Consider the following 21358-nt stretch of genomic DNA (forward strand, 5'->3'; position numbering starts at 1 on the left):
TTTCAGTGCTTCGAATGCTCCCAGCGCCCCGTCGTGAACGGCAGCGCCTGCCCCGTCTCGAGCAGCGTCTTGAGGCTCGACAGCACGACCGGCCACCCGCCACGAATCCCGCGATCCATCTCCGAGCCTGGCACCAGCCCGTCGTGCGTGACGGTCAGCTTCACGACGCCCTCGTGCGGCTCGACGACGTAGGTCACGCGCGATTCCCCGCTCTCCCCCGACGGCGCGCGCCACGTGACGACCAGCCGGCGTGGCGGATCGTTCTCGACCACTTCGCCGACGATGTCGACCCGCGACGGATCGTCGTAGTCCTGATGTTCCCAGCGCGAACCCGGCCGCCAGTCGGGCGATGCGTTGCGGTGCCGCACCCAGTAGTCCTTCGTCAGCTCGGCGTTGGTCAGCGCATCGAACACGCGCTCGGGCGTCGACGCAATGAACGTCACGTACACAAAGGCGGGATTACTCATCGTTGCCTCCAGAATCGCCGGCCGCTTCCAGCCCGCGCTTGAGATCCGCCAGCGCCTGCAGGCGCTGACGCTCGAACTTGCCGATCCAGCGTTCCGCGATGTCGTGGATCGGCACCGGATTCAGGTAATGCAGCTTCTCCCTGCCGCGCCACGTGGTCGCGACGAGATTCGCGGCCTCGAGCAGCGCGAGATGCTTGCTCACGGCCTGCCGGCTCATCGCGAGCCCGTCGCACAGCTCGGACAGGGTCTGTCCGTTTTTCGCATGCAGCAGGTCGAGCAACTGGCGGCGCGTGGCATCGGCCAGCGCCTTGAAAACGAGATCCATGCCGCTCCCGGGTCAATGCGCTTATTATGCAACCAAACAGTTGCATGTCAAGGGCGACAACTCTACTGACAAGACGGTGTCAGCAGGGCGCGATCACACTGCAATCCCGGCGCAATGCATCGCCGGTTTCCACACCGAACCCGAACAACCACGCAACAAGGAGCACGTCATGACGTCCGCAACTGCCACCGCCACCCTGGAGCGCGCGATCGCGTGGTTCGATATTCCGTCCCTCGATTTCGACCGGGCGATCCGCTTTTACGAAACCGTGCTGCAAACGACGCTGCAGCGCGAAGTCATCGGCGGCGTGCCGATGGCCACGTTCGATCACGAGGCATCGAGCACGGGCGGCAGCATCGTGTTCGATCCGCAGCAGATGAAGCCGAGCGCGAACGGCGTACTCGTCTACCTGAACGCCGGCGAATCGGTCGTCGCGGCGCTCGAACGCGCGAAGCGCGCGGGCGGCGTCGTGCAGGGCTCGGTCGTCGAGTTGCCGAACAACTACGGCTACGTCGGCTACCTTATCGACACGGAAGGCAACCGCGTCGGCCTGCACGCGCCGAAATGCCACTGAGCGCACCGGCCGTCGGGCTCGCGCGGCGCTATCATCGCGAAGTCCCCACCGCCGTTGGAGTCGAGGTGCCGTCATGACGCGCCGTGCCGACCGCCTGTTCCAGATCGCCGAGCTGCTGCGCGGGCGTCGTCTCACGACCGCGCAGCAGCTGGCCGACTGGCTGTCGGTGTCGCCGCGCACGGTCTATCGCGACGTGCGCGACCTGCAACTGTCAGGGGTGCCGATCGAAGGCGAAGCCGGCATCGGCTATCGGCTGAACCGCAACGCGAGCCTGCCGCCGCTCACGTTCACGGCCGAGGAACTCGCGGCGCTCGCCACCGCCGCACGCATGCTCGAAACCTGGGGCGGTGCGCGCTTCGCGAGCGGCGCGCGCTCGGCGCTCGCGAAGATCGCGTCGGCGATGCCGGCCGACAAGCGCACGACGCTCGACCGCCTGCCCGTGTTCGCGCCGTCGTTCCACATCGACGAAACGTTTTGCGCGAAGGTCGACGCGATCCACCAGGCCATCGACACGCGCCATGTCGTCAGCTTCGGCTACCGCGACCGGCTCGGCGCGCATTCGCAACGCCGCGTGTGGCCGCTCGGGCTCGTCTACTGGGGCGGGCGCTGGACGATCGGCGCGTGGTGCGAGCTGCGCGACGATTTCCGCACCTTCGACATCGCGCGGATGGGCGACATCACCGTGCACGAGCAGTTTCCGGACATGGAAGGGCGGCGGATCGCCGACTACATGCGGATCGCGGAAGCGCCGATGCGCTGACGCGGCACGACGGCGAGCGCGAGGCTGCGCGCCGCCGCCCTTCATTGCCCGGGCGCCGCACGGCGCCCGGCCCCGCTTTCGCTACCCGCCGAACACCACCGGCCGCTTCGGCCGCTCGTCGACGTGCAGCGAAAACACGTCCGCACGCGCGTAGTGGCCGACGACGTCGAAGTCGTAGCGCGCACGCACGAGCTCGTCGGTATCGATGCGCGCGGTCACGAGCCCGGCCTCGCCGATCAGCGGCTCCGTCAGCAAGTCGCCGAGCGGCCCGACGATCACGCTGCCGCCGCGAATCAGCGGCCGCTCGGGATCCCAGCCCGGCACGTCGATGCCGAGCGCGAGCGGCGACGGCTGCACCTGGCACGCGCTCACGACGAAGCAGCGCCCCTCGTGCGCGATGTGCCGCATCGAGCTCTGCCACAGGTCGCGCTCGTCGACGGTCGGCGCACACCAGATCTGCACGCCTTTCGCGTACATCGCGCAGCGCAGCAGCGGCATGTGGTTCTCCCAGCAGATCGCGGCGCCCGCGCGGCCGGCCGCCGTCTCGACGACGGGCAGCGTCGAGCCGTCGCCCTGCCCCCAGATCAACCGCTCGGTGCCGGTCGGCATCAGCTTGCGGTGCTTCGCGACGAGCCCGTCGCGCGGGTCGAAGAACAGCGCCGTGCAGTACAGCGTGCTGCCGCCGCGCTCGATCGCGCCGACCACGAGGCTCGCGCCCGTGCGCTGCGACAGCGCGGCCAGCTCGTCGATTTCCGGCCCCGGCACATCGATCGCCTGCGCGGCGTAGCGCGCATAGGCATCGCGGCCTTCGGGCAGCCGGTAGCCGAGCCGCGTGCCGAAGATCTCGCCTTTCGGATAGCCGCCGAGCACGGCCTCGGGCAGTACGACGAGCGACGCGCCGCTGTCGCGGATCGCAGTTTCGTAGCCGAGGATCGTATCGAGCGTGGCGCGCGTGCCGGCGGGCGATGCGCCGATCTGCAGCGCGGCGATGACTGACGTGGACATGAAGGCGTCTCCGATGAATGGGGTAACGCCATCTTTATCGATATGATGTCATCGATCAAATCGATAGAACGATAAGTGTCATGAATACGGATGATATCGCCAGCCTCGACCTGAACCTGCTGAAAGTGTTCGAGGCGCTGTACGAGGAAGGCGGCGCGAGCCGCGCGGCGCTGCGGCTCGGCCTCACGCAGTCGGCGGTGAGCGCGGCGCTGGCGCGGCTGCGCGTGATCTATGCCGATCCGCTGTTCGTGCGCACCGGCCGCGGCCTCGCGCCGACGCCGCGCGCGGACGAACTGAAGCCGATCCTGTCCGACGCGCTCGACCGCTGCCGCGAAAGCCTCGCGATCGCGGCCGACGGCGGCGACCGCGTCGGCCGCACGATCTCGATCGGGCTGTCGGACGACTTCGAGATCGCGCTCGGCCGCGCACTGATCGACGCCGTCGCGCGGGAAGCTGCCGGCATCCGGCTGATCTTCCGGCAGACGCACAGCGGCATCGCCGGCGACGCGCTGCTGCGTCACGGCGTCGACCTCGCGATCGCGTCGGGCGGCTTCTCTGCGAACGGGCTCAGCCGACGCGCGGTCGCGACGGGCGGCTATGCGTGCCTGATCGACCCGGCCGCCCGCGAGCGGCCGCCGCGCACGCTGACGCTCGCCGATTTCCTGCGGCGCGATCACCTGCTCGTGTCGTCGGGCGGCGTGATCGGGATCGTCGACGAGGCGCTGGCCACGCTCGGCCACAAGCGGCGCGTCGCGGCGTCGACCACGCATTTCGCCGCGCTGCCGTACCTGCTCGCCGGCTCCGACGCAGTCGCGACGATTCCCGCGCACGCGGCGCGCGCGATCGCGCAATCGACACCGCTGCGCGCGCTCGCATGCCCGGTCGACTTGCCGCACTACCCGGTGGAAATCGGCTGGCGCACGAGCACGCAGCGCGACCCGGCGATCGTGCGCGTGCGCGACACGATCGCCGCGTGCGTCGCGAACCTCGTCGCGCCATGAACAAGGCACGGCCGGCTTGCACCGGTCGGGCCTGTCCAATGTCCGGTCACGCTGCCCGTGAATCGAAGCAGGCAGCCGCGTTGCCGGCGCGTGCGCTAGTCGACCGCCTTCACCATGTCCTCGATGACCTTCTTCGCATCGCCGAACACCATCATCGTCTTGTCCATGTAGAACAGGTCGTTGTCGAGGCCCGCGTAGCCGGCCGCCATCGAGCGCTTGTTGACGATCACCGTGCGCGCCTTGTACGCCTCGATGATCGGCATCCCCGCGATCGGCGATTGCGGATCGTTCTTCGCGGCCGGGTTCACCACGTCGTTCGCGCCGAGCACGAGCACGACGTCGACCTGGCCGAATTCGCCGTTGATGTCGTCCATCTCGTGCACGATCTCGTACGGCACCTCCGCTTCCGCGAGCAGCACGTTCATGTGCCCCGGCATCCGCCCCGCGACCGGATGGATCGCGTACTTCACGTCGATGCCCTTCTCGACCAGCTTGTCGGTCAGTTCCTTCAGCGCGTGCTGCGCACGGGCCACGGCCAGCCCGTAGCCCGGCACGATCACGACCGTTTCCGCGTTGCCGAGCATGAACGATGCGTCTTCGGCCGAGCCCGACTTCACCGGCCGCTGTTCCTTCGCACCTGCCACGCCACCGGCCGCTGCCTCGCCGCCGAAACCGCCCAGGATCACGTTGAAGAACGAGCGGTTCATCGCATGGCACATGATGTACGACAGGATCGCGCCCGACGAGCCCACGAGCGACCCGGCGATGATCAGCATCGCGTTGTTCAGCGAGAAGCCGATGCCGGCCGCCGCCCATCCGGAGTAGGAGTTCAGCATCGACACGACCACCGGCATGTCCGCGCCGCCGATCGGGATGATGATCAGCACGCCAAGCGCGAACGCGATCGCCGTCATGATGATGAACGGCAGCCACGACTGCGTGATGAAGAACAGGATGCCGAAGCCGAGCATCGCCAGCGCGAGCATCAGGTTGAGCAGGTGCTGGCCCGCATACACGACCGGCGCCCCCTGGAACAGCCGGAACGTGTACTTGCCCGACAGCTTGCCGAACGCGATCACCGAACCGGAGAACGTGATCGCGCCGACGAACGTGCCGATGAACAGCTCGACGCGATTGCCGTACGGGATGAAGTTCGACGACACCGCATCCTGCGGCACGAGCCCGAACGCTTCCGGCTCCGACACCACCGCGTACGCAATGCACACGGCTGCAAGCCCGATCAGCGAGTGCATCGCCGCGACGAGTTCCGGCATCTTCGTCATCTCGACGCGCGCGGCGACGAACGCCCCCACGCCGCCGCCGACGATCAGCGCGCCGAGCACCAGCGCGATGCCGAGCGGCAGGTTCGCGCCGAGCCACGCGGCCTGCTTGACGATCAGCGCGATCGTCGTGAGGATCGCGATGGCCATCCCGGCCATCCCGAACAGGTTGCCGCGCCGCGCGCTCTTCGGGTTCGACAGGCCCTTCAGCGCCTGGATGAAGCACACCGACGCGACGAGGTACAGCAGCGTGACGACGTTCATGCTCATCGCGCGCCCTCCTTGCCGCCCTCGGCCTGCTTCGGCGCCTTCTTGCGGAACATCTCGAGCATGCGCCGCGTCACGAGGAAGCCGCCGAACACGTTGACGGCCGCGAGCGCGACCGCGAGCGTGCCGAACACCTTGCCGGTCGTGCCGACGGTGAGCGCCGCCGCCAGCATCGCGCCGACGATCACGATCGCCGAGATCGCATTGGTCACGGCCATCAGCGGCGTATGCAGCGCCGGCGTGACGTTCCACACCACGTGGTAGCCGACGTACACCGCCAGCACGAAGATGATCACGTTGATCACCGTGTGATTGATGACGTCCATGGTCGCCTCCTCCCCGGTTACTTGCGCGCGACTTCGCCATCGCGGCACAACAGCGTCGCGGCGACGATGTCGTCGGTCAGGTCGATGTTGAGCGTGCCTTCCTTCGTGACGATCAGCTTCATGAAGTCGAGCAGGTTGCGCGCATACAGCGCCGACGCGTCCGCTGCGAGCATCGACGCGAGATTCGTGTAGCCGGCGATCGTCACGCCGTCGTGCACGATCACCTGGTCGGCGACCGTCAGCGGGCAATTGCCGCTCTTGCGCCCATCGAATTCCGGGCCACGGCCGGCCGCGAGATCGACGAGCACCGAGCCCGGCTTCATCGACTGCACGGTTTCGACCGAGATCAACGTCGGTGCCGGGCGCCCGGGAATCAACGCGGTAGTGATCACGATGTCGGCCTGCTTCGCGCGCTCGTGCACGAGCGCGGCCTGGCGGCCGAGCCACGACGGCGGCATCGGACGCGCGTAGCCGCCCACGCCCTGCGCCGCGTCGCGCTCTTCGTCGGTTTCGTACGGGACGTCGAGGAATTTCGCGCCGAGCGACTCGATCTGCTCCTTCACGGCCGGCCGCACGTCGGACGCCTCGATCACCGCGCCGAGGCGCTTCGCGGTCGCAATCGCCTGCAGGCCCGCGACGCCCGCGCCGAGGATCAGCACGCGCGCGGCCTTCACGGTGCCCGCAGCCGTCATCAGCATCGGAAAGAAGCGCGGATACAACGCCGCGGCCACCAGCACGGCCTTGTAGCCCGCGATGTTCGCCTGCGACGACAGCACGTCGAGACTCTGCGCACGCGTCGTGCGCGGCGCGGCTTCGAGCGCGAAGCCCGTCACGCCGGCCGCGGCGAGCTTCGCCGCCTGCTCGCCGTTGAACGGCTCGAGCATGCCGACCAGCACGGCGCCGCGCTTGAGCAGCGGCAGTTCGGCGTCGGTGGGCGCCTGGACCTTCAGCACGATGTCGACATCGAAAGCAGCCGACTGGCCGGTCAGTTCGGCACCGGCGGCCGCATAGGCTGCGTCGGGATAACTCGCGGCAATGCCGGCCCCTTTCGCGAGACTGACCCGATGCCCGGCCGCCGCGTATTTCTTCACGGTTTCCGGCGTCGCAGCCACACGCGCCTCGTTCGCCCGCGTTTCGGCAGGCACGCCAATATGCATCGCCGGTCCCTCCAGTCATTGTCAGTATTTCGTTTGTTGCGATTTTTCTGCACAACGAGCCGGGCAGGCTGACGACCGGCTCACGAGCGACGACACTCACTCTTCACTTTAGGCGAAAGCGATGGCCGTACCAGCAGGCTCCACGATCGTGCGAGAGGCCGCGCCAGCCCGGGCCGGCGTCGCCGCGTATCGGCTGGACAGACGAATTGTCAGGGTCGGATTCGTTTAGCGCAGCGCCCGGCAGCGTTCGGGCGCAACCGGTAAAATGCCGAACCATGAAACCCGAAATCTGGACCCCGCATGTGACGGTCGCGGCGCTCGTCGAGCACGCCGGCCGTTTTCTCATGATCGAGGAAGAAACCTCGTCGGGCCTGCGCATCAACCAGCCGGCAGGCCATCTCGAAGCCGGCGAAACGCTGGCCGACGCCGTGATCCGAGAGACGCTCGAGGAAACCGCGCACCCGTTCACGCCCGACGCGCTCGTCGGCGTCTATCTCGCGCACTACGACCGTCCCGGCACCGCCGGCGCAACCTATCTGCGCTTCACGTTCTGCGGCGCGGCCGGCGAGCCGATCGCGGGCCACGCGCTCGACGACGGCATCGTCCGCACGCTGTGGATGACCGCCGACGAACTGCGCGCGTGCAGCGAGCGCCATCGCTCGCCCGCGGTGATGCGCTGCGTCGACGATTACCTCGCCGGGCGGCGCATTCCGCTCGATTTCGTGCACACGCATTCGGTCGCGCCGCGCCCCGAAGCATTCGAACGTCAGGCGGTCAACAAATGAGCAAGCGCCGTGTAGTAGTGGGCATGTCGGGCGGCGTCGATTCGTCGGTGACCGCGTGGCTGCTGAAGGAACAGGGTTACGACGTAGTCGGCCTGTTCATGAAGAACTGGGAAGACGACGACGACGGCGAATACTGCTCGACGCGCCAGGACTGGATCGACGTCGTGTCGGTGGCCGACCTGATCGGCATCGACGTGGAAGCGGTCAACTTCGCGGCCGAATACAAGGACCGCGTGTTCGCCGAGTTCCTGCGCGAATACTCGGCCGGCCGCACGCCGAACCCCGACGTGCTGTGCAACGCCGAGATCAAGTTCAAGGCGTTCCTCGATCACGCGATGTCGCTCGACGCGGAAATGATCGCGACCGGCCACTATGCGCGCGTGCGCGAGCGCGACGGGCGGTTCGAACTGCTGAAGGCTTTCGATCATACGAAAGACCAGTCGTACTTCCTGCACCGGCTGAACCAGGCGCAACTGTCGAAGACGATGTTCCCGCTCGGCGAGATCCCGAAGACGAAGGTGCGCGAGATCGCCGCGCAGATCGGGCTGCCGAACGCGAAGAAGAAGGATTCGACCGGCATCTGCTTCATCGGCGAACGGCCGTTCCGCGATTTCCTGAACCGCTATCTGCCGACGAAACCCGGCCCGATGAAGACGCCGGACGGCAAGGTCGTCGGCGAGCACATCGGCCTCGCGTTCTACACGTTCGGCCAGCGCAAGGGCATCGGCCTCGGCGGCAGCAAGACCGGCAACGGCGACCCGTGGTTCGTTGCCGCGAAGGACATCGCGTCGAACACGCTGTACGTCGTGCAGGGGCACGATCATCCGTGGCTGCTGGCGCACCAGCTCGTCGCCGGCAACGTGAGCTGGGTCGCCGGCGAGCCGCCGGCCGACGGCTTCGCGTGCGGCGCGAAGACGCGCTACCGGCAGGCCGACGCGGCGTGCGCATTCGGCGCCGCCACGCCCGGCCCGGCAGGCGAAGCGCGCTTCTCACTCGCGTTCGACGACGCGCAGTGGGCCGTCACGCCCGGCCAGTCGGCCGTGCTGTACGACGGTGAAATCTGCCTCGGCGGCGGGATCATCGAATCCGCGCTGTCCGGCAACACGCAGGCAAACGACGCGCCCGCCCTCGCGCTCGCCCGCTGACGCGCCGCCGCCGGCGCTGCGCAAGCGGCCGCCGGCCGGAAGCGGCCGCGCCGCTCACCGCATGTTCCGCACCGACGCGTCGTAGCGCTCACGCGCCGCGTCCAGCTCGGGAAAATGGCGCTCGGCCCAGCGGTCGAGCGCCACGAGCGTCTCCACGAGCGACCCCGCCACCGCCGTCAACCGGTATTCGACGTGCGCGCGCCGCGCAGCCACCGCGATGCGTTCGATCAGCCCGTTGCGCTCCAGCTCGCGCAGCGTCTGCGTCAGCACCTTCTGGGAAATCCCGCCGATACGCCGCAGCAGCTCGCCGTTGCGCAGCGGCCGCTCGGCCAGCGCGGGCAGGATCAGCAGCGACCACTTGCCGGCGATCAGCGCCAGCGCGTCGCGTGCCGAGCAGTCCGCCGCATAGACGTCGCCGGGAAATGCCATGGTTACCTCCGGGTGCGTGATTGCGCGGCCCCGTCGCCGCCGGCCATCATCGTCGCATACTCCCGGAGCCCGCCATGCATGTGCTGATCGTCGTCGCCCATCCCGAACCGCAGTCGTTCAACGCCACCCTCGCCGGCGCGGCGGCCGACGCGTGGCGCGCGGGCGGCCATACCGCGACGATCGTGGACCTGTACGCCGACGCGTTCGACCCGTGCGAAGCGCCGCGCCATTATGCGGACCGGCTCGAAACCGCCCGCTTCGACACGCAGCGCGAGCAGCGCCATCACTGGGAACGCGGCACGCTCGCGCCCGAGATCGCGCATCAGGTCGACCTGCTGAGGCAGGCCGACGCGCTGATCCTGCAGTTCCCGCTGTGGTGGTTCGGCGCGCCCGCGATCCTGAAGGGCTGGATGGATCGCGTGTTCGTCTACGGCGGCCTCTACAGCAGCCGGCAGCGCCACGATCGCGGCGTGCTGCATGGGCGGCGCGCACTGCTGAGCGTCACGACCGGCTCATCGGCCGCCGCCTGCGCGCCCGACGGCCGCGAAGGCGACACCCGTCTGCTACTGTGGCCGATCATGTACGCGCTGCGCTACGTCGGCTTCGACGTGCTCGAACCGCACCTGATCCACGACGTCCGCGGCGGCCTCGCGGGCGACGCCGCTCAGCGGCAGGACGCGCACCTCGCGCACAGTTTCGCCGGCTACCGTGCGCGGCTGCGCGACTGGCATGCGTGGCCGCGGGTGCCGTTCAATTGCGACGAAGACTTCGACGACGACGCCAGGCTGAAGCCCGGCAGCCCGGCGTACAGCCCGTTCATCCGCCCGACCGGCGCGGGCAGCTAGGCCCCGTCTTGGCAACGCGGGCTTCACGACACCCGTAGTAGACTCTCGACCATCGTGGGCGCCGGCGGCGGCGGGTACGGCACGGGCAGCATGCCCGCCGGGCCCGCGCGATGCCTCGGGCGCCGACCTGCCGGCCGTCGCGCGATCCTGGCGACGTGACGGCGATCCAGACAATTACGATGGAGTCCCCATGTTTTCCCGACGCTATATCGCGATGTGGTGCGCGGTCCTGCTGTTCGTGGCCGTCGCGGCGCTCGCCGCCCGGCACACGATCGCGTGGCTGTGGCTCGTGATCCCGGCCGCCCTCGTCGCGCTCGGCCTGTACGACCTGAAGCAGGACCGCCACGCCATCCTGCGCAACTACCCGCTCTGGGGCCACTTCCGCTTCCTGTTCGAATTCATCCGACCTGAAATCCGCCAGTACTTCGTCGAGGACGACACCGACGAGAAGCCGTTCTCGCGTGCACAGCGCAGCCTCGTCTACCAGCGCGCGAAGAACGTCGCCGACAATCGCCCGTACGGCACCGAACTGAACGTCAAGGCCGTCGCGCACGAATGGATCAGCCATTCGCTCGCGCCGACCAAGCTGCCGAACCATGATTTCCGCGTCCGCGTCGGCGCGAATCGCGCGCAACCGTACGACATTTCGATCTTCAACATCTCGGCGATGAGCTTCGGCTCGCTGTCCGCGAACGCGATCCGCTCGCTGAACCTCGGCGCGAAGAAAGGCGGTTTCGCGCACGATACGGGCGAAGGCTCGCTGTCGAAGTATCACCGCGAAAACGGCGGCGACATCATCTGGGAAATCGCGTCCGGCTACTTCGGCTGCCGCAACGACGACGGCACCTTCAACCCCGACAAGTTCGCGAAGCAGGCCGCCGATCCGCAGGTCAAGATGATCGAAGTGAAGTTGTCGCAGGGCGCGAAGCCGGGCCACGGCGGCGTGCTGCCGGCCGCGAAGATCACGCCCGAGATCGCCGAGACGCGCGGCGTGCCGATGGGCAAGGACTGCATCTCGCCGGCGACGCACTCGGAGTTCTCGACGCCGCGCGGGCTGCTCGAATTCGTCGAACGGCTGCGCACGCTGTCGGGCGGCAAGCCGACCGGCTTCAAGCTGTGCGTCGGCCACCCGTGGGAATTCTTCGGGATCGCGAAGGCGATGCTCGAAACCGGCATCGTGCCGGACTTCATCGTCGTCGACGGTGCGGAAGGCGGCACCGGCGCGGCACCGCTCGAATTCACCGACCACGTCGGCGTGCCGCTGCAGGAAGGGCTGCTGCTGGTCCACAACACGCTCGTCGGGATCGGCGTGCGCGACCGCGTGAAGCTCGGCGCGAGCGGCAAGATCATCACCGCGTTCGACGTCGCGCGCACGCTCGCGATCGGTGCGGACTGGGTGAACTCGGCACGCGGCTTCATGTTCGCGGTCGGCTGCATCCAGGCGCAGACCTGCCACACGGGCCGCTGCCCGACCGGCGTCGCGACGCAGGACCCGGTGCGCCAGCGCGCGCTCGTCGTGCCGGACAAGGCCGACCGCGTATACAACTTCCACCGCAATACGCTGCACGCGCTGCAGGAACTCGTGCAGGCGGCCGGCCTCGCGCATCCGTCGGAGATGCGCGCGCATCACATCGTGCAGCGCATCGCGCCGCACGAGGTCCGGCTGATGTCGCAGTTGCTGAAGTACCTGAAGCCCGGCGCGCTGCTCGACGGCAACACCTGCGGCTTTACGCTGTACGACAAGTGGTGGCCGATCTCGCGCAGCGATTCGTTCACGCTCGGCGAGGCCGTGTACGCGTCGATCGAGTGACGCGGGCGACCGCCCCCGCCGCGGGGCGGCCCGGCAAAAAGAAAAGCGCCCCGCGGGGCGCTTTTCTTTCGTCTGCCGAATCCGTGTATGCGGCTTAGTTCTGCGGCAGCGTGTCGGCGAACGACGGCCGTTGCAGCAGCTTCACGAAGTGCTTGTCGAGGTTCGGGTGGCGATCGCGCCAGTTGAGCTCCGGCATCCGGAAGTCGAGATAGCCGAGCGCGCAGCCGAGTGCGATATCGGCGAGCGTGTAATGATTACCGACGCACCACGTCTTGCCGCCGAGCCCCTGCGACATCGCGACGAGACCGTCGTCGATCTTGCGTTGCTGGCGCGCGATCCAGCTCGCGCTGCGCTGCGCCTCGTCGCGCATCGTATGTTCGATACGAATCGCGACCGACGCGTCGATCACGCCGTCGCCCAGCGCTTCCCAGCAGCGCACCTCGACGCGCTCGCGGCCCGACGGCGGAATCAGCTTGCCGACCGGCGACAGCGTATCGACGTATTCGCAGATCACGCGGGAATCGAACACCGCGGCACCATCCTCCATCACGAGGCACGGGACCTTGCCGAGCGGATTCGATGCATGAATATCCGTCTCCGGCGCCCACACGTTCTCGAGCTCCAGCTTGTAGTCGATCTTCTTTTCAGCCAGCACGATCCGCGCCTTGCGGACGTACGGGCTGCTGAGCGAACCGATTAATTTCATCATCTGCCTTTTTTTGGGAACCGCCGGGAGTATACGTTGTCGTCGATCATAACCGGCCAGCGTTGCGCGATAGAAAATCGCCCGGCCGGCCTGTGGATGGTTTGCAACAACCGCCACGCGGGCTTTCCAGCGGGCTTCCCGCCCCTCTTTCACGCGCGGCGTCCCGCGGCGCTACAATCGCACGAATGAACGCGCCCCTCGATACCGCCATCGCCGTCGACGTCTACCGCCAGCGCCGTGAACGCGTGCTTGCCGCACTGCGTGCCGCCGGCGGCGGCGTCGCCATCGTCCCCACCGCGCCCGAAGTGCCGCGCAACCGCGATACGGACTATCCGTACCGGTTCGACAGCTACTTCCATTACCTGACGGGCTTCAGCGAGCCGGATGCCGTGCTCGTGCTGAACGCGGCCGCGCCGCACGGCACGCCGGAGTCGATCCTGTTCTGCCGTGGCAAGAATGCCGATCGCGAGATCTGGGAAGGCTTCCATTACGGGCCCGAAGCCGCGCGCGACGCGTTCGGCTTCGACGCGGCATTCGCGGTCGACGTGATCGACACCGAGATGCCGCGCCTGCTCGCCGACTCGGGCACCGTGCACTACCGGTTCGGCGCATCCGCCGACTTCGACCGCCAGCTCACAGGCTGGGTCGACGCGGTGCGCGCGCGGGCGCGCACGGGCGTCGCCGCGCCGGACGCGATGCTCGACCTCACGCCGCTGCTCGACGACATGCGGCTCGTGAAGGACGAGCACGAGCTCGCGATCATGATGCGCGCCGCGCACATCTCCGCGCTCGCACATCGCCGCGCGATGCAGGCGTGCCGGCCCGGCATCCGCGAATACGAACTCGAAGCCGAGCTGCTGTACGTGTTCCGCAAGCACGGTGCGCAGTCGCCCGCGTACGGCTCGATCGTCGCGGCCGGCGCGAACGCGTGCGTGCTGCACTACCCGGCCGGCAACGCAGCCGCGAAGGATGGCGACCTGATCCTGATCGACGCCGCGTGCGAACTCGACGGCTACGCGTCGGACATCACGCGCACGTTCCCGGCCAACGGGCGCTTCTCGCCCGCGCAGCGCACGCTGTACGACATCGTGCTCGCCGCGCAGCAGGCGGCGATCGATGCGACGCGCGCCGGCGTGCCCTTCGAGGCGCCGCACGACGCGGCCGTGCGCGTGCTCGCGCAGGGGCTGCTCGACACCGGCATCATCCCGAAAGCGCGCTTCTCGAACGTCGACGACGTGATTGCCGAGCGCGCGTACACGCGCTTCTACATGCACCGCACCGGCCACTGGATCGGCATGGACGTGCACGATTGCGGCGACTACCGCGAGCGGCTCGCCGAGCGCGACGGCAACGGCGCGCTGCCGTGGCGCACGCTGAAGGCCGGCATGACGCTGACGGTCGAACCCGGCCTGTACGTGCGCGCCGCCGACGACGTGCCGCCCGAGTACTGGAACATTGGCATCCGCATCGAGGACGACGCCATCGTGCGCGAGCACGGCTGCGAGCTGATCACGCGCGGCGTGCCCGTCGCGGCGGACGAAATCGAAGCGCTGATGCGCGCGGGCGCATGACCGGCTGCCGCCGACCGTTACTTCCGTTTCACGAATCAAGATGACGACCGCTTCCTCCCCGGCCACGCCGGACTACGACCTCGCCATCGTCGGCGCGGGCCCCGTCGGGCTCGCGCTCGCCGGCTGGCTCGCGCGCCGCAGCGCCACGCAGCACGCTTCGATCGTGCTGATCGATGCGCGCGAACCGGCCGCGAGCGCGAGCGATCCGCGCGCGATCGCCGTGTCGCACGGCAGCCGCGTGCTGCTCGACACGCTCGCATGGCCCGCCGACGCGACGCCGATCGAACATATCCACGTGTCGCAGCGCGGTCATTTCGGCCGCACGCTGATCGACCGCGACGAGCACGACGTCGCCGCGCTCGGCTATGTCGTGCGCTACGGCTCGCTCATGCAGGCACTCGCGGGCGCCGTACGCGGCACGCGCGTCGACTGGCGCATGTCGACCACCGCGCGCGCACCGCAGCAGGATGCCGACGGCGTCACGCTGACGCTCGACGGCCCGCAAGGCGAGCGCACGCTGCGCGCGCGCGTCGTCATCAATGCCGAAGGCGGGCTGTTCCACGAACAGCAGGCCGATACGACCAAGCATCGCCGCGACTACGGGCAGACCGCGCTCGTCGGCACGGTCACGGTCTCGGCGCCGCGCCCGAACGTCGCATGGGAACGCTTCACGCACGAAGGCCCGCTCGCGCTGCTGCCACTCGGCGGGCCGCGCCAGGCCGAGTACGCGCTCGTCTGGTGCTGCACGCCCGACGAAGCGGCGCGCCGCGCCGCGCTGCCCGACGACGCGTTCCTGCGCGAACTCGGCGGCGCGTTCGGCGAACGCATGGGCGAGTTCGTCGCGATCGCGGGCCGCGCATCGTTCCCGCTCGGCCTGAACGCTGCGCAAACGCTCGTCAGCGGCCGCGTCGCGATCGTCGGCAATGCCGCGCAAACCCTGCACCCCGTCGCGGGCCAGGGGCTCAACCTCGGGCTGCGCGATGCGCATACGCTCGTCGACACGCTGTCCGCGCAAGGCTTCGAAGCGACCGCGCTCGCCACCTTCAATGCGCGCCGCGCACTCGACCGGCGTTTCACGATCGGCGCGACCGACACGCTGGCGCGCCTGTTCACGATCGACGCGGGCCCGCTCCCGCTGCTGCGCGGTGCCGCGCTCACCGCGCTCGAGTTCGTGCCGCCGCTCAAGAAGCTGATCGCGCGCCAGATGATGTTCGGCCAGCGCAACTGACGCGCGGCGCGCACAGTCGCGCCACTCAAACCGGGTCAAATCGGCGGGACATGGGAATACGGTAAAATGCGCGTTTCCGTCTGCCCTTTCCCTGCCCGCGCCCGCCGCGGGCGGTGCCATTGCGATGCCTGTTATCGGCCCTCACGTATTGCGTAACAACCTGTTCGTCGCCCCGATGGCCGGCGTGACGGATCGTCCGTTCCGCCAGCTCTGCAAGCGGCTGGGGGCCGGTTACGCCGTGTCCGAGATGGTCGCGTCCAACGCGCAGCTGTGGAAAAGCGCGAAGACGATGCGGCGCGCGAACCACGAAGGCGAAGTCGAGCCGATCGCGGTCCAGATCGCCGGCGCCGATCCGGCGATGATGGCCGAAGCGGCCCGCTACAACGTCGACAACGGCGCGCAGATCATCGACATCAACATGGGCTGCCCGGCGAAGAAGGTCTGCAACGTCGCGGCCGGCTCCGCGCTGCTGCAGAACGAGCCGCTCGTGCAGCGCATCGTCGAGGCGGTCGTCGCGGCGGTCGGCACGGGGCCCGATGCGGTGCCCGTCACGCTGAAGATCCGCACGGGCTGGGATCGCGATCACAAGAACGCGATCACGGTCGCGCGCCTGGCCGAAGCCGCCGGCATTTCGATGCTGACCGTGCACGGCCGCACACGCGCCGACCTGTACCGCGGCGACGCCGAATACGAAACCATCGCGGCCGTGAAGGCGGCGGTGCGGATTCCGGTGGTCGCGAACGGCGACATCACGTCGCCCGCGAAGGCGAAGGCCGTACTCGACGCAACCGGTGCCGATGCCCTGATGATCGGTCGTGCCGCGCAAGGTCGGCCGTGGCTGTTCCGCGAAATCGATCATTTCCTGCAAACCGGCGAGCTGCTGCCCCCGCCGCGGATCGACGAGATCCAGCACGTGATGAACGAACACCTGGAAGACCACTACGCTTTCTATGGTGAATTCACGGGCGTCCGTACTGCGCGCAAGCACATCGGCTGGTACACTCGCGGCCTTTCCGGTGCCAACGGGTTCCGGCACAGGATGAACACGCTCGATTCCACCCGCGAGCAGCTCGCCGCCGTCAATGCATTCTTCGAGGCGCAAAAGGCGCTGTCGGACCACCTCGTCTACGTCGATGACGAAGAGGAAAACGGCCAGGGCGAGTCGGACGACCATAACCAGTTAGCAGCATGAGCAAGCACAACATCGAACAATGTGTCCGCGAGAGCCTGGACGTGTATTTCCGGGATCTAGACGGCTCCAATCCGCACGACGTCTATGAAATGGTGATGTCCTGCGTCGAAAAGCCGATGCTCGAGGTCGTGCTCGTACAGGCCGGCGGCAACCAGTCGCTCGCCGCGGAGTACCTCGGCATCAATCGCAATACGCTGCGCAAGAAGCTGCAGCAGCACGGCCTGCTGTAGGCGGCCGTCCCGTCCCCGTTTCCCTGGCTATTGGTGGTTCCATCATGATCAAGCAAGCGCTCATTTCCGTTTCCGACAAGACCGGCATCGTCGACTTCGCGAAGTCGCTGTCCGACCTCGGCGTCAAGCTGCTGTCGACCGGCGGCACCGCGAAACTGCTCGCCGACGCGGGCCTGCCCGTTACCGAAGTGGCCGATTACACGGGCTTCCCGGAAATGCTCGATGGGCGCGTGAAGACGCTCCACCCGAAGGTGCACGGCGGCATCCTGGCCCGCCGCGACCTGCCCGAGCACATGCAGGCGCTGGAGCAGCACGGCATCCCGACGATCGACCTGCTGGTCGTGAACCTGTATCCGTTCGTCGCGACGATCGCGAAGGACGACTGCACGCTCGCCGACGCGATCGAGAACATCGACATCGGCGGCCCGACGATGCTGCGCTCGGCCGCGAAGAACCACCGCGACGTGACGGTCGTCGTCGATCCGGCCGATTACTCGGTCGTGCTCGATGAAATGAAGGCGAACGGCAACACGGTCGGCTACCCGACCAACTTCCGCCTCGCGACGAAGGTGTTCGCGCACACCGCGCAATACGACGGCGCGATCACGAACTACCTGACGAGCCTGACCGACGAGCTGAAGCACGCATCGCGCAGCGCGTACCCGGCGACGCTGAACATGGCGTTCGACAAGGTGCAGGACCTGCGCTACGGCGAGAACCCGCACCAGAGCGCGGCGTTCTACCGCGACCTCACGACGCCGGCCGGCGCGCTCGCGAACTACCGCCAGCTGCAGGGCAAGGAACTGTCGTACAACAACATCGCGGATTCGGACGCGGCGTGGGAATGCGTGAAGACGTTCGACGCACCGGCCTGCGTGATCATCAAGCATGCGAACCCGTGCGGCGTCGCGGTCGGCAACGATTCGGCCGACGCGTACGCAAAGGCGTTCCAGACCGACCCGACCTCGGCGTTCGGCGGCATCATCGCGTTCAACCGCGAAGTCGACGAAACGGCGGCCCAGGCTGTCGCGAAGCAGTTCGTCGAAGTGCTGATCGCCCCGTCGTTCTCCGACGCCGCGAAGCAAGTGTTCGCCGCGAAGCAGAACGTGCGCCTGCTCGAAATCGCACTGGGTGACGGCCACAACGCATTCGACCTGAAGCGCGTGGGCGGCGGCCTGCTCGTGCAGTCGCTCGACTCGAAGAACGTGCAGCCGCACGAACTGCGTGTCGTCACGAAGCGCCACCCGACGCCGAAGGAAATGGACGACCTGCTGTTCGCATGGCGTGTCGCGAAGTACGTGAAGTCGAACGCGATCGTGTTCTGCGGCAACGGCATGACGCTTGGCGTCGGTGCAGGCCAGATGAGCCGCGTCGATTCCGCGCGCATCGCGAGCATCAAGGCGCAGAACGCGGGCCTGACGCTGGCCGGCTCGGCCGTGGCATCGGATGCGTTCTTCCCGTTCCGCGACGGCCTCGACGTCGTCGTGGCAGCCGGCGCGACCTGCGTGATCCAGCCGGGCGGCTCGATGCGTGATGACGAAGTGATCGCCGCAGCCGACGAGCACAACATCGCGATGATCCTGACGGGCGTGCGCCACTTCCGTCACTGATCGCCTGCGGCCCGCGCGGCCGCTGCTCGACAACCCGGCGGCATCGCACCCGCCGGGTTTTTTATTGCGCGGCGCCCTCGTACGCAACCGTGCGGCCAGCGCACCGCACCATTCGTTGTAGTATCGCTGCATCAGGCTTCTCTCCTTACCCATGCGAATTCTCGGCATCGACCCCGGCCTGCGCGTCACCGGCTTCGGCGTCATCGACGTCAGCGGCCACCGGCTCGCCTATGTCGCGAGCGGCGTGATCCGCACGCCGACCGCCGACCTGGCCACCCGGCTCGGCACGATCTTCCAGGGCGTCTCGACCATCGTGCGCGAGCACGCCCCCGACCAGTCCGCGATCGAAAAAGTGTTCGTCAACGTGAACCCGCAGTCGACGCTGCTGCTCGGCCAGGCGCGCGGCGCCGCGATCTGCGGCCTCGTCGCGGGAGGCCTGCCGGTGGCCGAATACACCGCGCTGCAGTTGAAGCAGGCCGTGGTCGGCTACGGCCGCGCGACCAAGACGCAGATGCAGGAAATGGTCACGCGGCTGCTCAACCTCTCCGGACAACCGGGCTCCGACGCGGCCGACGCGCTCGGCATGGCGATCTGCCACGCCCACGGCGGCAACACGCTCAGCACGCTCGGCGGCCTCGCGCCGGCGCTCGCGAAGAAAGGGCTGCGCGTGCGACGCGGGCGGCTGGTCGGCTAACGCTGGCGCACGCCATCGCCTGGCGCACCGGGCGACCGCTTTCGACCGCGCCGGCCATTCCAGCCTCGCACAACGTATGCGCGGCACGTATCGCTTCGGCCAGACGGCCGATCCCGTCGGCATAGCGCCGCACGTGCGCTACACTCGCGCTTTCTTCCTCGCACCAAGCCATCCATGATCGGTCGCATCGCCGGCATCCTGCTCGAAAAGAACCCGCCTCACCTGCTCGTCGACTGCAACGGCGTCGGCTATGAAATCGACGTGCCGATGAGCACCTTCTACAACCTGCCGCAAACGGGCGAGCGCATCGTGCTGCTCACGCAGCAGATCATCCGCGAGGACGCGCACCTGCTGTACGGCTTCCTGACGCCGCAGGAGCGCACGACCTTCCGCGAGCTGCTGAAGATCACCGGCATCGGCGCGCGCATGGCGCTCGCCGTGCTGTCCGGCATGAGCGTGCAGGAACTCGCGCAGGCCGTGACGATGCAGGACGCCGCACGCCTCACGCGCCTGCCCGGCATCGGCAAGAAGACGGCCGAGCGCCTGCTGCTCGAACTGAAGGGCAAGCTCGGCGCCGATCTCGGTGCGCTCGCCGGCGCCGCGTCGCCGTCCGACCATGCGACCGACATCCTCAACGCGCTGCTCGCGCTCGGCTATTCCGAAAAGGAAGGCCTCGCCGCGATCAAGAACGTGCCGGCCGGCACCGGTGTATCGGAAGGCATCAAGCTCGCACTGAAGGCGCTGTCGAAGGTGTAACGCCCGCATGACGCGCCGCCAATCGGTGCGTCGAAGCCAGTGTCGCGCGGCTGCGCGACGCTCGCCAGTCGGCCGTTCGGCCAGGTGGGCGGGACAGCGGCGCGCGGTACAATGGCCGCATGATTGAAACCGACAAACTCGCCACCGAGCAGCGGATCATCGCCGCCACGCCCGCCTCGTCGCACGAGGAGGTGTTCGAACGTGCGCTGCGGCCGCGCCAGCTCGACGACTACGTCGGCCAGGAAAAGGTGCGCGGCCAGCTCGAGATCTTCATTGAAGCCGCCAAGCGCCGCTCCGAGCCGCTCGACCACGTGCTGCTGTTCGGGCCGCCGGGCCTCGGCAAGACGACGCTCGCGCACATCATCGCGCGGGAGATGGGCGTGAACCTGCGCCAGACGTCGGGCCCCGTGCTCGAGCGCGCGGGCGATCTCGCCGCGCTGCTGACCAACCTCGAGGCGAACGACGTGCTGTTCATCGACGAGATCCACCGGCTGTCGCCGGTCGTCGAGGAAATCCTGTATCCGGCACTCGAGGATTACCAGATCGACATCATGATCGGCGAAGGCCCGGCCGCGCGCAGCGTGAAGCTCGACCTGCAGCCGTTCACGCTGGTCGGCGCGACCACCCGCGCCGGGATGCTGACCAACCCGCTGCGCGATCGCTTCGGGATCGTCGCGCGCCTCGAGTTCTACGACGCCGAGCAACTGTCGCGCATCGTGCGGCGCTCGGCGTCGCTGCTGAACGCGCAGATCGATCCGAACGGCGCGCTCGAAATCGCGAAGCGCTCGCGCGGCACGCCGCGGATTGCAAACCGGCTGCTGCGCCGCGTGCGCGACTTCGCGGAAGTGAAGGCCGACGGCCAGATCACCGCGGCCGTCGCCGATGCCGCGCTCGCGATGCTCGACGTCGATCCGGTCGGCTTCGACCTGATGGACCGCAAGCTGCTCGAGGCGATCCTGTACAAGTTCGACGGCGGCCCGGTCGGCATCGACAACCTCGCCGCAGCGATCGGCGAAGAGCGCGACACGATCGAGGACGTACTCGAGCCGTACCTGATCCAGCAGGGCTTCCTGCAGCGCACGCCGCGCGGGCGCGTCGCGACGCTGCTCACCTATCGCCACTTCGGGCTTTCCGTGCCGGACACCGGCCGCACCGAACGCGGCGAGTGGGATACCCCCGACGGGAAGTAACCCGT

General features: G+C 68.1%; 23 protein-coding genes. 15 read left to right on the forward strand and 8 right to left on the reverse strand.

The genetic code is table 11. The features are described from left to right. Window positions 1-2 precede the first annotated feature (2 nt). On the reverse strand, window positions 3-467 hold the full coding sequence (locus QZM67_RS19355) for an SRPBCC family protein (RefSeq protein ID WP_175021623.1): 465 nt from the start codon (window positions 465-467) through the stop codon (window positions 3-5). Further along, window positions 460-792: a helix-turn-helix transcriptional regulator gene (locus QZM67_RS19360; protein WP_043191161.1), complete on the reverse strand. Its 333-nt coding sequence runs from the start codon at window positions 790-792 to the stop codon at window positions 460-462. The genes QZM67_RS19355 and QZM67_RS19360 overlap by 8 nt, the downstream gene beginning before the upstream one ends. Window positions 793-961: 169 nt before the next feature. On the opposite strand from QZM67_RS19360, the gene QZM67_RS19365 reads away from it, so the two are divergent. Next, the gene (locus QZM67_RS19365; protein ID WP_043191164.1) at window positions 962-1366 is read left to right on the forward strand and encodes a VOC family protein; all 405 of its coding nucleotides are present in this window, start codon (window positions 962-964) and stop codon (window positions 1364-1366) included. 73 nt (window positions 1367-1439) lie between these two features. Beyond that, the gene (locus QZM67_RS19370; RefSeq protein WP_175021622.1) at window positions 1440-2126 is read left to right on the forward strand and encodes a YafY family protein; all 687 of its coding nucleotides are present in this window, start codon (window positions 1440-1442) and stop codon (window positions 2124-2126) included. Window positions 2127-2207: 81 nt separating this feature from the next. On the opposite strand, the gene QZM67_RS19375 is transcribed toward QZM67_RS19370, so the two are convergent. Further along, a complete protein-coding gene (locus QZM67_RS19375) occupies window positions 2208-3131 on the reverse strand; it encodes a carbon-nitrogen hydrolase family protein (RefSeq protein WP_301805888.1) in 924 nt (307 codons plus the stop codon). An 80-nt stretch (window positions 3132-3211) separates the two neighbouring features. On the opposite strand from QZM67_RS19375, the gene QZM67_RS19380 reads away from it, so the two are divergent. Further along, entirely contained in the window at window positions 3212-4132 is a 921-nt protein-coding gene (locus tag QZM67_RS19380; protein ID WP_301805891.1) for a LysR family transcriptional regulator, read from the forward strand. A 95-nt stretch (window positions 4133-4227) separates the two neighbouring features. On the opposite strand, the gene QZM67_RS19385 is transcribed toward QZM67_RS19380, so the two are convergent. From QZM67_RS19385 to QZM67_RS19395, 3 genes are read right to left on the reverse strand one after another with little or no spacing between them, the layout of a single operon-like run. Then, window positions 4228-5682 (reverse strand): NAD(P)(+) transhydrogenase (Re/Si-specific) subunit beta, encoded by a 1455-nt coding sequence (locus QZM67_RS19385; protein WP_301805893.1) that lies wholly within the window; start codon window positions 5680-5682, stop codon window positions 4228-4230. Beyond that, window positions 5679-6005, reverse strand: a complete 327-nt coding sequence (locus QZM67_RS19390; RefSeq protein ID WP_301805897.1) for an NAD(P) transhydrogenase subunit alpha — start codon at window positions 6003-6005, stop codon at window positions 5679-5681. Before QZM67_RS19390 ends, QZM67_RS19385 begins: the two co-directional genes overlap by 4 nt. A 17-nt stretch (window positions 6006-6022) precedes the next feature. Next, the gene (locus QZM67_RS19395) at window positions 6023-7162 is read right to left on the reverse strand and encodes a Re/Si-specific NAD(P)(+) transhydrogenase subunit alpha (protein ID WP_175021617.1); all 1140 of its coding nucleotides are present in this window, start codon (window positions 7160-7162) and stop codon (window positions 6023-6025) included. 275 nt (window positions 7163-7437) lie between these two features. Between QZM67_RS19395 and QZM67_RS19400 the strand changes: the two genes are divergently transcribed. Together QZM67_RS19400 and mnmA are read left to right on the forward strand one after the other, a co-directional pair. Continuing rightward, window positions 7438-7947, forward strand: a complete 510-nt coding sequence (locus QZM67_RS19400) for an NUDIX hydrolase (RefSeq protein ID WP_043191182.1) — start codon at window positions 7438-7440, stop codon at window positions 7945-7947. Beyond that, window positions 7944-9092, forward strand: a complete 1149-nt coding sequence (gene mnmA, locus QZM67_RS19405; protein WP_175021615.1) for a tRNA 2-thiouridine(34) synthase MnmA — start codon at window positions 7944-7946, stop codon at window positions 9090-9092. Before QZM67_RS19400 ends, mnmA begins: the two co-directional genes overlap by 4 nt. 54 nt (window positions 9093-9146) lie before the next feature. On the opposite strand, the gene QZM67_RS19410 is transcribed toward mnmA, so the two are convergent. After that, window positions 9147-9521 carry a helix-turn-helix domain-containing protein gene (locus QZM67_RS19410; protein WP_043191186.1) on the reverse strand — a complete coding sequence of 125 codons (375 nt, stop codon included), beginning with the start codon at window positions 9519-9521 and terminating at the stop codon, window positions 9147-9149. A 74-nt stretch (window positions 9522-9595) separates the two neighbouring features. On the opposite strand from QZM67_RS19410, the gene QZM67_RS19415 reads away from it, so the two are divergent. Continuing rightward, window positions 9596-10366 carry an NAD(P)H-dependent oxidoreductase gene (locus QZM67_RS19415; protein ID WP_301805900.1) on the forward strand — a complete coding sequence of 257 codons (771 nt, stop codon included), beginning with the start codon at window positions 9596-9598 and terminating at the stop codon, window positions 10364-10366. A gap of 190 nt (window positions 10367-10556) precedes the next feature. Then, the gene (locus QZM67_RS19420) at window positions 10557-12176 is read left to right on the forward strand and encodes an FMN-binding glutamate synthase family protein (protein ID WP_301805902.1); all 1620 of its coding nucleotides are present in this window, start codon (window positions 10557-10559) and stop codon (window positions 12174-12176) included. A 94-nt stretch (window positions 12177-12270) separates the two neighbouring features. Here the strand turns inward: QZM67_RS19420 and QZM67_RS19425 are convergent, their stop codons facing one another. Then, the gene (locus tag QZM67_RS19425) at window positions 12271-12882 is read right to left on the reverse strand and encodes a glutathione S-transferase family protein (RefSeq protein ID WP_043191886.1); all 612 of its coding nucleotides are present in this window, start codon (window positions 12880-12882) and stop codon (window positions 12271-12273) included. A 185-nt stretch (window positions 12883-13067) separates the two neighbouring features. Here QZM67_RS19425 and QZM67_RS19430 point away from each other — a divergent pair, with 185 nt between their 5' ends. From QZM67_RS19430 to ruvB, 8 genes are all read left to right on the forward strand, one after another. Continuing rightward, window positions 13068-14453 carry an aminopeptidase P N-terminal domain-containing protein gene (locus QZM67_RS19430; RefSeq protein ID WP_175021610.1) on the forward strand — a complete coding sequence of 462 codons (1386 nt, stop codon included), beginning with the start codon at window positions 13068-13070 and terminating at the stop codon, window positions 14451-14453. A 40-nt stretch (window positions 14454-14493) separates the two neighbouring features. Then, the gene (locus QZM67_RS19435) at window positions 14494-15681 is read left to right on the forward strand and encodes a UbiH/UbiF/VisC/COQ6 family ubiquinone biosynthesis hydroxylase (RefSeq protein WP_301805906.1); all 1188 of its coding nucleotides are present in this window, start codon (window positions 14494-14496) and stop codon (window positions 15679-15681) included. Between the two features lie 124 nt (window positions 15682-15805). Continuing rightward, window positions 15806-16873, forward strand: coding sequence for a tRNA dihydrouridine synthase DusB (gene dusB / locus QZM67_RS19440; protein WP_043191197.1), 1068 nt, complete (start codon window positions 15806-15808; stop codon window positions 16871-16873). Next, window positions 16870-17103: a Fis family transcriptional regulator gene (locus QZM67_RS19445; RefSeq protein WP_006476892.1), complete on the forward strand. Its 234-nt coding sequence runs from the start codon at window positions 16870-16872 to the stop codon at window positions 17101-17103. Before dusB ends, QZM67_RS19445 begins: the two co-directional genes overlap by 4 nt. Window positions 17104-17147: 44 nt before the next feature. Continuing rightward, entirely contained in the window at window positions 17148-18713 is a 1566-nt protein-coding gene (gene purH, locus QZM67_RS19450) for a bifunctional phosphoribosylaminoimidazolecarboxamide formyltransferase/IMP cyclohydrolase (protein WP_043191201.1), read from the forward strand. A gap of 151 nt (window positions 18714-18864) precedes the next feature. Then, the gene (gene ruvC, locus QZM67_RS19455) at window positions 18865-19407 is read left to right on the forward strand and encodes a crossover junction endodeoxyribonuclease RuvC (RefSeq protein ID WP_043191203.1); all 543 of its coding nucleotides are present in this window, start codon (window positions 18865-18867) and stop codon (window positions 19405-19407) included. A gap of 174 nt (window positions 19408-19581) precedes the next feature. Beyond that, window positions 19582-20163 (forward strand): Holliday junction branch migration protein RuvA, encoded by a 582-nt coding sequence (gene ruvA / locus QZM67_RS19460; RefSeq protein ID WP_043191206.1) that lies wholly within the window; start codon window positions 19582-19584, stop codon window positions 20161-20163. Between the two features lie 119 nt (window positions 20164-20282). After that, window positions 20283-21353: a Holliday junction branch migration DNA helicase RuvB gene (gene ruvB / locus QZM67_RS19465; RefSeq protein WP_011350963.1), complete on the forward strand. Its 1071-nt coding sequence runs from the start codon at window positions 20283-20285 to the stop codon at window positions 21351-21353. Window positions 21354-21358 lie beyond the last annotated feature (5 nt).

This window comes from Burkholderia sp. AU45251 (assembly GCF_030482905.1).
Classification (GTDB): Bacteria; Pseudomonadota; Gammaproteobacteria; order Burkholderiales; family Burkholderiaceae; genus Burkholderia; species Burkholderia aenigmatica.